At 73.5% G+C, this 13,007-nt stretch carries 13 protein-coding genes; 5 read left to right on the forward strand and 8 right to left on the reverse strand.

Annotation, left to right across the window (positions count from 1 at the left end):
- Positions 1-17 precede the first annotated feature (17 nt).
- Positions 18-1,133, reverse strand: coding sequence for a baeRF2 domain-containing protein (locus ACWDEN_RS12505; RefSeq protein WP_450858724.1), 1,116 nt, complete (start codon positions 1,131-1,133; stop codon positions 18-20).
- Positions 1,134-1,225: 92 nt separating this feature from the next.
- On the opposite strand from ACWDEN_RS12505, the gene ACWDEN_RS12510 reads away from it, so the two are divergent.
- Positions 1,226-1,483, forward strand: coding sequence for a DUF6158 family protein (locus tag ACWDEN_RS12510; RefSeq protein ID WP_351606549.1), 258 nt, complete (start codon positions 1,226-1,228; stop codon positions 1,481-1,483).
- A 92-nt stretch (positions 1,484-1,575) separates the two neighbouring features.
- Here ACWDEN_RS12510 and ACWDEN_RS12515 read toward each other — a convergent pair whose 3' ends face one another.
- From ACWDEN_RS12515 to ACWDEN_RS12525, 3 genes are all read right to left on the reverse strand, one after another.
- On the reverse strand, positions 1,576-2,118 hold the full coding sequence (locus ACWDEN_RS12515) for a type 1 glutamine amidotransferase domain-containing protein (RefSeq protein WP_450858726.1): 543 nt from the start codon (positions 2,116-2,118) through the stop codon (positions 1,576-1,578).
- Positions 2,119-2,210: 92 nt separating this feature from the next.
- Positions 2,211-2,588 (reverse strand): DUF2795 domain-containing protein, encoded by a 378-nt coding sequence (locus ACWDEN_RS12520; protein WP_450858728.1) that lies wholly within the window; start codon positions 2,586-2,588, stop codon positions 2,211-2,213.
- Positions 2,589-2,604: 16 nt separating this feature from the next.
- Positions 2,605-4,401 (reverse strand): thiamine pyrophosphate-requiring protein, encoded by a 1,797-nt coding sequence (locus ACWDEN_RS12525; RefSeq protein WP_450858730.1) that lies wholly within the window; start codon positions 4,399-4,401, stop codon positions 2,605-2,607.
- A gap of 391 nt (positions 4,402-4,792) precedes the next feature.
- Between ACWDEN_RS12525 and ACWDEN_RS12530 the strand changes: the two genes are divergently transcribed.
- The 3 genes from ACWDEN_RS12530 (at position 4,793) to ACWDEN_RS12540 (ending at position 8,246) form a co-directional block, all read left to right on the forward strand.
- Positions 4,793-5,626 (forward strand): hypothetical protein, encoded by an 834-nt coding sequence (locus tag ACWDEN_RS12530; protein WP_351606561.1) that lies wholly within the window; start codon positions 4,793-4,795, stop codon positions 5,624-5,626.
- Positions 5,627-5,859: 233 nt separating this feature from the next.
- The gene (locus ACWDEN_RS12535; protein WP_450858915.1) at positions 5,860-7,116 is read left to right on the forward strand and encodes an aminotransferase class I/II-fold pyridoxal phosphate-dependent enzyme; all 1,257 of its coding nucleotides are present in this window, start codon (positions 5,860-5,862) and stop codon (positions 7,114-7,116) included.
- Entirely contained in the window at positions 7,113-8,246 is a 1,134-nt protein-coding gene (locus tag ACWDEN_RS12540) for an MBL fold metallo-hydrolase (protein ID WP_450858732.1), read from the forward strand. The genes ACWDEN_RS12535 and ACWDEN_RS12540 overlap by 4 nt, the downstream gene beginning before the upstream one ends.
- A 50-nt stretch (positions 8,247-8,296) precedes the next feature.
- Here ACWDEN_RS12540 and ACWDEN_RS12545 read toward each other — a convergent pair whose 3' ends face one another.
- Together ACWDEN_RS12545 and ACWDEN_RS12550 are read right to left on the reverse strand one after the other, a co-directional pair.
- Complete coding sequence (locus ACWDEN_RS12545) at positions 8,297-8,914, reverse strand: DedA family protein (RefSeq protein WP_351606567.1); 618 nt, start codon at positions 8,912-8,914, stop codon at positions 8,297-8,299.
- Between the two features lie 14 nt (positions 8,915-8,928).
- Positions 8,929-9,702 carry an MBL fold metallo-hydrolase gene (locus tag ACWDEN_RS12550; protein WP_450858917.1) on the reverse strand — a complete coding sequence of 258 codons (774 nt, stop codon included), beginning with the start codon at positions 9,700-9,702 and terminating at the stop codon, positions 8,929-8,931.
- Positions 9,703-9,786: 84 nt separating this feature from the next.
- On the opposite strand from ACWDEN_RS12550, the gene ACWDEN_RS12555 reads away from it, so the two are divergent.
- Positions 9,787-10,224 (forward strand): hypothetical protein, encoded by a 438-nt coding sequence (locus ACWDEN_RS12555; RefSeq protein ID WP_351606569.1) that lies wholly within the window; start codon positions 9,787-9,789, stop codon positions 10,222-10,224.
- A gap of 37 nt (positions 10,225-10,261) precedes the next feature.
- Here ACWDEN_RS12555 and ACWDEN_RS12560 read toward each other — a convergent pair whose 3' ends face one another.
- Positions 10,262-10,654 carry a hypothetical protein gene (locus ACWDEN_RS12560; protein WP_351606571.1) on the reverse strand — a complete coding sequence of 131 codons (393 nt, stop codon included), beginning with the start codon at positions 10,652-10,654 and terminating at the stop codon, positions 10,262-10,264.
- Complete coding sequence (locus ACWDEN_RS12565; RefSeq protein WP_450858735.1) at positions 10,642-12,999, reverse strand: DUF4132 domain-containing protein; 2,358 nt, start codon at positions 12,997-12,999, stop codon at positions 10,642-10,644. The genes ACWDEN_RS12560 and ACWDEN_RS12565 overlap by 13 nt, the downstream gene beginning before the upstream one ends.
- Positions 13,000-13,007 lie beyond the last annotated feature (8 nt).

A 13,007-nucleotide genomic window follows, 5' to 3' on the forward strand; every position in this document is an offset into this window, starting at 1 on the left:
CTGGAGGAGCTGTCCCTTCACGTCCAGCGCAGCAGCGCGCCCATGCCGCCCGGAGCGACCTCCTCACCCGTGTCCTTCAGCACCGGAGTCAGTGACACCACCGGTGCGTCGGTCACCACGGCCGCCCGTACCAGCGCGTCGTCGGCGCGGGCCGGCCACGCCTGCCGCTCGCCGAGGGTCCTCAGCTCGTCGCGGCGGGCCGCCAGCTGGTCCGGGTCCTCGCCGATCCACACCTCGCGCTGCGTGTCGGGCGCGTCCGGGCGGATCAGCAGCTCGGCCAGCCGGTGTTCGCGCGCCGCCTCGATCAGCTGCGGCACTCCCTCGACGGCCGCCGCCCGCCGCTCCTCGTCCGGCGTCCGCGCCTCCCGGAAGCGATTCACCTCCGACAGGATCCGCTGCCGTACGTGCTCGGCGCGTATCTCCTCCACTTCCTGCGGCAGCAAGTTGCTGTCCTTGCCGCGCGACGTCTCCACCGCGCGGTCCTGCAGCGCCTTCGGCAACTGCTCGTGCACCGACCTGCGCTCGCGGTCGTCCCCGCACAGGATCAGCAGGTCGGCACCGGTCTCCTCCTGGCAGGCGGCCAGCGCTTGGGCGACCTCACGCGCATTGTGCTCCCAGGTGTCCTCCACCTTCAGCTGGAAGTGCCGCTCGGACCAGTCGGAGGCCTTCGACCGGTGCATCGGCCACTGCCGGCCCGTCACCTGCCTGGCCTCCTCGTGCAGCAGCGCGCTGCGCAGTTCGATGCGGGCTCCGGTCCGGTCGATGTAGGCCACCAGCGACAGCGGGTCCTCACCGGCGAGGTCCAGCAGCGGTGTCACTCGGGGCAGCGCGCCCCAGTACGCCTCGCCGTCCTGCGGCCCCCGTGTCAGCGGCACCTCCAGGACCACCTCGCCGTCCCGGGCGAACACGGCCCGGCCGTAGGGCTCCGGCGCGTGCCGCAGACCCTCCAGGGCGTCGTGCACCGCCCGGCGGGTGGGCTCGTCCGCTCCCTGCCGGGCCAGCTCCCGGGTGACCGCTTCCGCGGTCAGATGACGGCGTTGCTGCTGGTCCTCCGTGTGGATCGAGGTGTCGACGTATGCGGAGGCCCAGGACCCCGGATGTTCGTACAGTGGATTCAGGAACGCGAGCTCCATGGATTCCTCCGGAAACTCCTCGGGGGCAGTGCCTGCCGGGCGGGTACCCGGGCCGGGACCCACGGACACGGATACGACGAGCGGGGCACCACATGACCGGAGTCGAGCCCAGCCGACTGGACGACCAGCAGCTCATGAAGGAGCTGGAGACGATCCACCGCACGCGCCACGACACCCTGCTGTACGGCTCGAACGACGCGCTGCGGACCCACAACGAGCGCATGGCACAGCTGGAGGGCGAGTATCTGCGCCGCAACCCGCGCCGCCTGGTCAGCGCGGGCCGCACCCGCGAGGGGGCCCGGGAACGGCGGTGCGGCGAGGCGGCGACTCCGGAGGCGTCCGGCACCTGAGCGGCCGGACCGGCCCAGGGGCCGGCACACGAACAGGGCCGGCCCGCGCGGGGCCGGCCCTCACGGTCGGGCCTTCGCCCTCGGGCGGCGGCTCAGCCGGCCTCGCCGGCGAACACGTGCAGGAACGCGTCGCAGAACGCCTTCAGATCGTCCGGCTTGCGGCTGGTCACCAGCTGGTTGGAGCCGTGGTCGCAGATCTTCACCCGCTCGTCCACCCAGGTGCCGCCCGCGTTGCGGATGTCCGTACGCAGACTCGGCCAGGACGTCAGCACCCGGCCCCGTACGACGTCCGCCTCCACCAGCGTCCACGGTGCGTGGCAGATCGCGGCGACCGGACGGCCCTGGTCGAAGAAGTCCTTCACGAACGCCACGGCCTTGTCGTCCATCCGCAGAAAGTCCGGGTTGGCCACCCCGCCGGGCAGCACGAGACCGCCGAACGACCCCGCCGACGACTCGCCCACCACCTCGTCCACGTCGAACGTGTCCGCCTTGTCGAGATGGTCGAACGCCTGGATCCTCCCCGGTTTGGTGGACACCAGCACCGGTTCGTGCCCGGCCTCGGAGGCCGCCTTCCACGGCTCGGTCAGCTCGACCTGCTCCACACCCTGGGGCGCCGCGAGAAACGCGATGCGCATGACGTGTCACTCTCCTTCCGTCCCTCGGGCCGTCACGTCGGCGTCGACGCCACGGCCGGCACCCGCGGCGATGCCGGCCGCCCGGCAACGGCTCATGCGCCGCCCGTCAGCGCCTCGGCGAGCTGCTGCACGTTCTCGTAGCGCGCCGAGTGGGGCAGGCCGGCCACCCCGTCGACCAGTGCGGTCGGCGCGTTGTGCCGGCGCAGCATCCGGGCCAGGTCACGGGCGGTCGCCGGGAACGAACCCCGGTTCAGGGCGCGGGCCAGCTCCGACCGCACCCGCTCCAGCGACGCCGGCGAACCCAGGCCGCCCACAGGCCCGCTCCACACCTCAGGGTCGTCGTCCGCGGCCGGTTCCGGATCGTGCCACTCCTCCACGCGCGTCGGATGCCCGGACCTCAGCAGGCCCTTCAGCTCGTGTTTCATCTCGTCGTCCCGGTGGACGTTCAGCCGGTCACTGCCTCGCTGCATGGCAACCTCCAGGGTGCTAGCCCTTGTCCCTGCCGGGCAGGAACTCCTGCACCTTCGCCTTGAAGCCCTGCTTGACCACCGACCCGCGGTCGGCATCCCCCTTCAGGATCGACGCCGCCGTCGCCTCCATCTGCTCCCAGGTCGCGTGCGGCGGGATCGGCGGTACGGCGGGATCGGTGAGGAACTCGATCACGCACGGCCCGTCGGCCTCCAGCGCCGCGCGCCAGCCCGCCTCCACGTCCTCCGGCTTCTCCACCCGGACGCCGGTCAGACCCAGCGAGCGGGCGAACGCCGCGTACTGCACGTCGGGGATCGCCTGCGACGGCAGGAACGACGGGGCACCTTCCATGGCGCGCATCTCCCAGGTCACCTGGTTCAGGTCCTGGTTGTTCCACACGCCCACCACCAGCCGCGGATCCGACCAGCGGTCCCGGTACTTCGCCGCCGTGATCATCTCCGCCAGGCCGTTCATCTGCATCGCGCCATCGCCGACCAGCGCGAACACCGGCCGGTCCGGATGCGCGAACTTCGCGCCGATCGCGTACGGCACACCCGGCCCCATCGTCGCCAGCGTCCCGGACAGCGAACCGCGCATGCCCGGCCGCATCGTGATGTGCCGCGCGTACCAGTTGGCGACCGAACCGGAGTCGGAGGTGAGGATCGCGTTCTCCGGCAGCAGCGGATCCAGCGCCCGGGCCACGTACTCGGGATTGATCGGATCGGCCGACAGACCGGCCCGCCGCTCCATCGTCTCGTGCCAGCGCCGTACGTTCGCGCACACCGTGTCGTACCACTCGCGCCCGCCCCGGTCGCTGTTCAGCAGCGGGATAAGCCGGCGCAGCGTCGCCTGCGCGTCACCGACGAGGTTCACCTCGTACGGGTAGCGCATTCCGATCATGTGCGGGTCGATCTCGATCTGCACGCCGCGCGCCCTGCCGAAGTCCGGCATGAACTGCGTGTAGGGGAACGACGAACCGATCGTCAGCAGGGTGTCGCAGTCCCGCATCATCTCGTACGAAGGCCGGCTGCCCAGCAGCCCGATCGGCCCGGTGACGTACGGCAGTTCGTCGCTGAGGACGTCCTTGCCGAGCAGCGCCTTGGCCACGCCCGCGCCGAGCAGCTCGGCGATCTCCTGCACCTCCGGGACCGCACCGGCCGCGCCCTGGCCCACCAGGATCGCCACCTTGCGCCCCGCGTTCAGCACGTCCGCCGCCCGGCGCAGCGCCTCGTCCGTCGGGGTCATGGTGTACTCGCTCATGCCCATGCTGGAGGGCACCATCTTGAACTCGTGCGTCGGCGGGGCGTAGTCCAGTTCCTGCACGTCACCGGGGATGATCAGGGCGGTCGGGCAGCGCCGGGCGCAGGCGGTGCGGATCGCCCGGTCCAGCACGTTCGGCAACTGCTCGGGCACGGTCACCGTCTCCACGAAGTCCGAGGCGACGTCCTTGTACAGCGTGTGCAGATCGACTTCCTGCTGGTAGGAGCCGCCCATCGCGGTCCGGTCGGTCTGGCCGACGATCGCCAGCACGGGCACGTGGTCGAGCTTGGCGTCGTACAGACCGTTGAGCAGATGGATGGCGCCGGGTCCCGACGTCGCCGCGCACACTCCGATACGGCCGCTGAACTTGGCGTATCCGACTGCCTCGAACGCGGACATCTCCTCGTGCCGGGACTGGATGAACCGCGGCCGGTCCTCGGCCCGGCCCCATGCGGCCAGCAGTCCGTTGATGCCGTCGCCCGGATAGCCGAAGACCTGTTCCACGCCCCAGGCGCGCAGGCGCTCGAGGATCTGGTCGGCGACCTTGGTGCTCATGGATGACCTCCCCGGTGCGGGTGAGTGCGAAGCGGACGATCCGGTCAGCGCATACCGAGTCACCGGCACAAGGGACGGAAAACCTCTCCGGGCACGGACACGGGACGCTCGGGCCCGTCGGCGCGGGCGCGGAGCCGGAAACCGCGGCGGCCGCCGTTTGTCACCCGGCCGGGCGTGCCCGTCCCGCGAATGGGGTCCGGCCGCGCGCGCCGCGCCGCCGGGCGGGCTGTCATGGCAGCGAGGGCACGCCCGTGCCCCGTACCCGAGACGCCGTGGGGCAGCGCCCCCGCGCCGCCGTACCGGTGCCCGACGTGACCGCGTCCCGCCAGTACGCACCGGCGTCCGGCGTACCACCACCGCCGACCGATCCGCCGTGTCAGGAGCCCGTCCCATGCGCCGCACCGCCCGTGCCCTGTCCGTCGCCTTCGTCGCCGGGGCCGTGCTAGCCCTGGCCGGGCCCGCCGCCTCCGCCGCCGACGCGGTCCCCGGCACCCCGTTCCCGACCCTCACCACCGCTCCGATGGGCGTCGGCTCCACCGCTCCGGTGGGCGTCGGCTCCACCGTCCCGGTGGGCGTCGGCCCCGACGCTCCGGTGGGCGTCGGCTCCACCGTCCCGATGGGCGTCGGCTCCACCGCTCCGGTGGGCGTCGGCTCCACCGTCCCGATGGGCGTCGGCTCCGACGCCCCGTGCAGGGCCGGCGAGCCCTGCCAGGACGCCACCGCCTGCCACAGCCCGGAGTCCTGCCCGAGCCCGAGCGGTGCGGGCTCGGGGTGTAAGCCGGGGGAGGCGTGCGCGGGTGGTGCGGGCTCGGGGTGTAAGCCGGGAGAGGCGTGCGCGGGTGGTGCGGCGTGCAAGCCGGGGGAGGCTTGTGCGGCTGGTGCGAGCTGTAAGCCGGGGGAGGCGTGCTCGGGTGGTACGGGTTCGGGGTGCAAGCCGGGGGAGGTCTGCTCGGACGACGGCCACCGGTGCGCGCAGGGCCACGACGAACCCTGCCTCCCCGGTCACGTCTGCGGCGACTCCGACGGGCGGCAGGGCCCCGGTGCCGACGACTGCGGCCCGCCCACCGTGCAGCACGGAGTCGAGGCGGGCACGGGAGGCAGCTTCACCGACTCGGTCCCGGCCCTCGCCGCCGGCGCCGCCCTCATCGCCGCGGCCTGCGGCGGAGCCGGCTACCGGCTGTACGGTCGTTGGCGCGTCGCGGGAGGCCGGTCCACGGACGAGTGACCGGGGCGACGCCCGTCACCCCCATGGAGTGCCGCCCGGCGGGTACACACCCTCCCGTGGACGCCGGCAGGCGGCCCCCACCCATCGCAAGCGACAAGGCAGGCCACGGACGCACCCACCCCACGACCCACCACCCACGCCCCAACCAGCAGCCCACGACGACCCAGTCCGCCCGTCCCGGCCGCCCGGCCCGGACCGGCGGCACACGGCACCAGGACCGCGCGGAGGCGGACATGCGGCGGACGGACCCCGAGGGCCACGGCCCGGTCCGCTACGGCCCGCCCCTGCCCGGCGACGGCCTCCCCGTGCTGCCCGAACTCATGGCCGTGCTCGCCGCGGCGGCGAGCCGCGCCGACGCCCAGCCCGTCGGCGGCGCCCCCGTCCTCCTGGAAGCGGCCTGCGGCTACTGGACCCGGCGCGGACTGCCCACCGTCCCCGACCAGGTGGCCGCCGGCCCCGGCGCCCCGGCCCTGCTGCTCGCCCTCACCGCCGCGCTCGCCGGAGACGGCGCCGACGTGCTCGTACCGCGCCCCTGCGCCGCCTGGTGGGCGCCGTACGCCCGGGTGCTCGGCCGGCCCGCCTACCACGTGCCCACCCCCGCCGAGAGCGGCGGCGTCCCCGACCCCTACGCGCTGCTGGAGACCGTCCGCCGGGTCCGCGCCGAGGGAGGTGACCCGCGGCTGCTCGTGCTGTCCGTCGCCGACGACCCGACCGCCACCGTCGCCCCGCCCGAACTGCTGCACGAGACCGTCGAGGCCGCCACCGCCGAAGGACTGCACCTGGTCAGCGACGAGACCTGGCGCGACACCCTGCACGACCCGCACGACACCGTGCTGCTCAGCCCCGCCGAGATGCGGCCCGACCGGGTCACCGTCGTCACCGACCTCGCCGGATCGCTGCTGCCGGCCGGCTGGCCCGCGGCCGTCGCCCGCTTCCCGGCCACCGGACCCGGCGGGCAGCTCCACGCGCGCGTGCTCGACATCCTCACCGGGCTCGGCGCCCACATCGCCGCACCCGTCGCCGCCGCGGCCGGCTACGCCCTCGACGAACCCCCGCCCGTCACCGAGCGCCGCGAGGCCGCCGTACGGCTGCACGCACGCGTGGCCGCCGCCGCGCACGCCGCCGTCGTCGCGGCCGGCGCGCTCGCCCGCCCCCCGCAGGCCGGCCGCCACCTGTACGCCGACCTCGGCCCGCTGCGCGAACCCCTCGCCGAACAAGGCGTCGGCGACGCACAGGAGTTGGAGGACCTCCTGACCGCCCGGCTCGGCATGCCCGCGCCCGGCGGTCACCGCTTCGGCGACGACCTCGGGGCGCTGCGCGTACGACTCGCCACCGGCCCCCTGCTGGGCGGCGACGACGAGGAACGCGCGGAATGCCTCACCGCGCCCGCGCCGTTGGAACTGCCGCATGTGCAACGCGCGTTGATCTCCTTGACGTCGGTCCTCGACGATCTCCGCGACGACGCTCAGCGATGGGAGTCCCCTCGATGACGCAGCAGACGCACGATCCCGAGACGAACGAGCCCGGATCGGCCACGACGGCCACGACGACCACGACGACCACGACGACCACGGCTGCGAGGGCAACGGCGACCGCACGGACCCCACCGACGCGCCCCACCGGCACCCCGGCCCCCCTGGCACCCCCGTTCCCCCCGCTGGCCGAGCCCCGCCCCCTCGGCGAACACCGTGTGTGGCCACGCACCTTCCACGACCGGCTCACCGCCCCCCTGCCCGGCCTCAAGGCGCTCGCCCGCTTCGCCCGCGAAGGCGCCGTGCGCCCCGGCGCCGCAGGTCTCGCGGACATCCCCCGGCTCCCCTGCGCTCCCGCCCCGCTGCCCCGCGTCGACACCCGCACCCTCGCCGTCACCTGGGCCGGACACGCCAGCTGGGTCCTGCGGATCGGCGGTCTGACCGTGCTCACCGACCCCGTCTGGTCCCGCCGCATCCTCGGCACCCCGGCCCGTATCACCCCCGTCGGCGTCCCCTGGGACACCCTGCCCCGCGTCGACGCCGTCGTCATCAGCCACAACCACTACGACCACCTGGACGCCCCGACCCTGCGCCGGCTCCCGCGGGACACCCCGGTGTTCGTGCCGGCCGGCCTCGGCCGCTGGTTCCGCCGCCGCCGCTTCACCCGCGTCACCGAGCTGGACTGGTGGGAGGGCGCCGAACTGTCCGGTGTCCGCTTCGACTTCGTCCCCGCCCACCACTGGTCCAAGCGCACCCTCACCGACACCTGCCACAGCCTCTGGGGCGGGTGGGTGCTCACCGACGCCGACGGACAGCGTCTCTACTTCGCCGGCGACACCGGTTACGGCCACTGGTTCTCCCGCATCGGCCGCCGCTATCCCGGCATCGACCTCGCCCTCATGCCCATCGGCGCCTACGACCCCCGCTGGTGGCTCAGCGACGTCCACTGCGACCCCGAGGAAGCGGTCCAGGCCACCCTCGACGCCGGCGCCCGCCGCATGGCCCCCATGCACTGGGGCACCTTCATCCTCTCGGCAGAGCCCGTCCTGGAACCGCTCCGGAGGATACGGGCGGCGTGGGAGAAGGCGGGGCTGGACCGGGAAGACCTGTGGGACCTGCCGGTGGGGGCGTCGAGGGTGCTGGACTGAAGCGCCCGCGGACGCACCCGCGGTCCCCGCACAACCGCTCTGAGACGGCGCTACCGAACCCGCCGCACCACACCCGGCAGCGCGCTGATCAAGACGGTCAGCGCGACCGCGACCGCAACCCCCTCCCACGGCTCCCTGAACAACGAACCCCCCAGAACACCGATGACCTGATACGTGGCCGCCCACGCCAGACACGCCGGAAAGTTCCCCCGCACGAACCGCCGCAACGGCCAGTCGGCCATCAGGCAGGCCGACATCACCGGTATCCGCCCGGCAGGGACGAGCCGGGACAACACCAGTACGGCAATCCCATGCCCGGCCAACTTCTCCCTCGCCGACGCCAGCCGCGCCTCCGGCGCCCGCGACCGTATCGCCTCCAGCCACCGTGACCCGTTGCGCGACCGCATCCCGCGCCGCCCCAGCCAGTACAGCGCCGCATCCCCCAGGAACGCCGCCAGCGACGCCGTCACGAACACCAGCGCCAGCGAGAACGGCGCCGTCTGATGGAACGCCACCACCGCGGCCGAACTCACCAGCGCCCCGGTCGGCACCACCGGCACCAGCGCCCCGATCAGCACCAGCAGGAACAGTGACGGATACCCGATCGCCTGCTGCGTCGACTCTGGTGGCACCGTCGACGTGGTGGAGGCGGCGGCCAGCACCGCCATGGAGGCCGGCCACCTCACCGAGCGACCTCCAGCCGCACACTCTCGCCGTGCCCCAGCCGGTGCACCGCCACCCCCGGCGCCGTGACCGCCGCCAGCCGCACGAACTCGTCGCCCGGCGCATGGAACTCGTGCGGGCGCACCGCGTCCATCCCGATCGGCCAGTACGTCCCGTAGTGCACCGGCACCGCCGCCCGCGGCGCCAGCCGCGCCAGCGCCCGCGCCGCCCGTCCCGCGTCCAGATGCCCCTCACCGAGATACGGCCCCCAGCCGCCCACCGGCAGCAGCGCCACGTCCACCGGCCCGACCCGCTCGGCCATCGCGTCGAACAGCCCGGTGTCCCCGGCGAAGTACGTCCGCGCCTCTCCCTCCACGACATAGCCGAGCGCGGGCGAGCGGTGCGGGCCCACCGGCAGCCGCCGTCCGTCGTGCAGCGCCGGAACCACCCGTACCAGCAGCTCGTCGATCCGCACCACGTCTCCGGGCACCACTTCCACGACCCGCAGCCGGCGCAGCCGGCGCAGACCGGGCACCGCGTGTGGTGCGCCCCGGGGTACGAGCAGGCGCGTGCCCGGGGCGAGGTCCGCCAGCGAGGGCAGATGCAGATGGTCGGCGTGCAGATGCGAGACCAGCACCACGTCCGCGTGCCGGGCCTCCGCCGGCGGCACGGCACCCCGGCGCCGCCGCAGATGCGCGAGCCGGCGGGCGAACAGAGGATCGGTGAGCACCCGTGTGTTCGCGTCCTGGACGGTGCAGGTGGCGTGGCCCCACCAGGTGATCTCCACCGGCACCCTCTTCGCCTCCTTCACGCGACTCCCCGAAGCCTACGGGCAGGAGTAGGGTCGGCGGCGAAACCCGGAGGTGAGGGGGACGCCATGGGACAGCTGCGGGGTACCTCCGAGACGCCCGCGCCCGCGCTGGTGCGGGTCATCGCGATCGCCAGCCTGACCCCGCTGGAGGAACTGGAAGCGGACCCCTTCCTCGTCGACTCCCGCAGCCAGCACGCCATGTGCGCCCGCTGGGCCGCCGAACGCGGGTACGTGATCGCCCGGGAACTGCTCGTCGGCGGGCTGCGCTTCGACCACGGCGCACTGTGGGACGGCGTCCGGCCGGGAGTGGACGTGTTCGTCGCGCCCAGCCTGCGTGTGCTCCGGCGCGCTCTCTCCTCGGTCGAGGCGTTCACCGCCGAGTGCGCGCGCCGGGGCGTGCGCGTGGAGACCGTCGGGCGGGCCGAGCCGTCGTACGACGCGCAGATGAAAGCCCGCGTGCACCGCCGGCTGTCCATGCCGACGGCCGGCTACGACGGCCGCTAGGGTCCGCCGGGTTCCGCCGGGTTCAGCGCCCTGCCCTTCAGCCGCCGACGAGGGCGACGAGCTTGATGAAGACCAGGTCGGGATCAGCCGTGAGATCCACGACCTCGTCGAGATCCTCGACCTGGCGGTCGCCGGCCAGCACGAAGAACCCGTTGGCCAGGAAGGCGCGCTCGGCGATCTCGGCCTGGCGTTCCCAGTCGATACGGCGGGGCTCGCGCAGGCGGTAGCCGTTGAGCTCGATCTCGGCGTCGGTGGGGCGCACGAGGCCGGTGAACCGGTTGCCGGGACGGGCGTTGTACCGGGCGACCTCCTCCTGGACCCGGAGTCCGATCAGCTCCCGTACGGTCATCCGGTCCGGCAGCCCGGCCACCTCCCACTCGCTGAGCGCCCTGCCCGCCGCGGTCTCGTCCCGGAATGTCACTGTGGCCATCGGGCACCTCGCTCGATCTGCGTGAGAATGGTCCGGTCGGTGATCTTCGTGTCGGCGGCGAGCAGGAACGCCTTGCTGAGGATCAGGGAGAGCCGGTCGTCCTCGAACGGCAGGAACACCGTGCCGTCCTTCGGAGGCCGGGCCGGGACGATGCACAGGTAGCTGTCGTCCGGTTCCATCAGGATGTTGGACGAGCCCAGATGGATTCTGTAGGTGCGCAGATCGCCTCGGACGCTCAGGAAGCGGCCGTCGAGCGTGCACCGGTCGGCGATCTTCAGGCGGGGCAGGATTCGTTCCAGGGCGTCCCGGCGCGCCTCGGCGCTCTCCGTCAGCGCGCCGAAGGAGGCCCGCTCCCAGTAGGTGCGTCCCGGGCCGCCGTCGGTCCAGTCGGGGTCGGCGGCGATCGAGGTCACGCCGACGAAGAGATCCACGTCCCGCATCGCCTCGCTGAAGACCAGCGGGGGCACGTCGGCGAGCGGGGCCTCACGCCAGGCGCCCGCCACCAGGCGGTCGAAGCACACCCGGTCGGTGGAGGCCAGTTCGTCGTCGCCCGCCCAGTCGGCCCAGCTGTGGAAGAAGCGGACCCGCCACTGTCCACCCGCGAGGGTGCGCTCGGCCTCGTCGCCGTCCCCGCCGTCCCACGGGCCGAGCAGGTCGCTCTTCCAGCCCCGGGCCCGGAACAGGGCGAACATCCTGCGGTAGCGGACCAGGTGGGCGGCGAAGCGGTTGGAGTGGACGCGGGTCTGCTCCTCGGCCGGCGTCAGGAGGTAGATCTCGCGGAACGCCTGCTTGAAGGGCTGCCGTATGCGCCGCTCGGTGAGCAGGTCCCGCCAGGCCCGTACGGCGGGCGGGTCGGAGCGCAGCGGGTGCCACAGCCGTACGGAGGCGTCCTCGGGCGCGTCGGGAAGGCGCTCCTGCGTCTCGGGCAGCACGGCCTGCCACTCGCCCGGGGCGACCTCGATCTCCCAGATCAGCCGGCGCACCAGGGTCCCGGCGAGCGGGTGCCCTGCCAGTCCGGTGCGCCACCAGCCGTAGGGATGAACGGCGTCGACGGTGAAGCCACCCTCCAACGCGCGTACGAGAGTGACGAGTTGGGCGTTCACCCGCTTCACCAGGTCGCGCAGTTCCCTGACCAGGGGGGCGTGGTCGCGGCGGACCGGCGCCGGGAGGCTGCGCAGCGGGCGGCCGTCCTTCTCCCAGGTCAGCGTGGCGGATTCGGCGACCGTGATGACGGCCTGGTGGTCGCCGGCCGTGCGGCGCAGGACGCCGACCGGGGCAGAACCGCCGACGGATGCGGTCTCGAAGCCCAGTCCCGGCAGCCGGAGCGCCACATCGGTGCGTTCCGCCAGGGCCGTGTCGACCTTCTTGAGCATCTTGTCGAGCTGCTTGGGCACCCCGGCGTGCCGGACGGTCCGGCGCACCGTGCGGATCGCGGTCACCAGCTCGGGCGTCGGGAAGTCCTGCGCGGCGCGGACCACCTCGTACAGCAGGGCCTGCGAGGGAAGCGTCCTCGCCGCCGTCGGGGCGAGGGAGATGCCGGGCAGCAGCCGCTCGAACAGCTCCGGCAGCCAGGGCTCGTCGCGCAGCAGCGCCACGCGCAGGGCCTGGCCCAGCGTGGTGATCTCCCGGTCCGTGAACGCCTTGTCCGCCCGGTAGGGGATCTCGCCGCGCCGGATGGCGTCGGTGCGGTCGGCCGCCGCCTCCAGCGCGCGGCGCGTGAACGCCACGTAGGCGGGGTTGTCCGCCGATCTGCGCCACGCGTGCGCGACCGGCGACACGAACCTGTGGTCCCGGTCGATCCCGGACAGCAGCGTCTGTTCGGCCGGGGGAAGCCCGGCGACGACGGCGATCTCGTCCGCGACGATGGGGCCCACGTCACGCAAGAGGCGCTCCACGGCCGTGCGCAGGGTGTCGTCGCCGCCGTGCCCCGCGATCGCGAGGAGCGCGTACGGCTGCCGCGCGGTGTCCTTCTCCAGCCAGAACGCGACCAGGGCGCGGGCCTGTTCGGAGATGTCGGGCAGCGGCTCGGTGCAGTGCTCCAGCGCGTCCAGGGCCTGGTTCAGGTTCGCCCATCCGCGCTCCTCGTACTGCTCGACGAGTACCTCGAACATGCGCCGGCACGCGTCCGGCGTGTAGCGCGGACGCCGTTCCCGGGCCGCGTCCTCGACCGCGAAGCGGACCGACGCCACTCCCCGCGGGGCCGTGGCGGCCACCCGGTGGGCGGCCACCAGCAGGCTGCCGAGCTCCTCGTCGGAGACCTGCGACAGATCCGGGCTCGTGTCCCCGTCCTCCAGGGGGAACTCCGGGTCGGTCAGCGCGCACATCAGCCGTGCCGCGAGCTCCATCAGGCACC

This window comes from Streptomyces sp. NPDC001153, assembly GCF_053598315.1.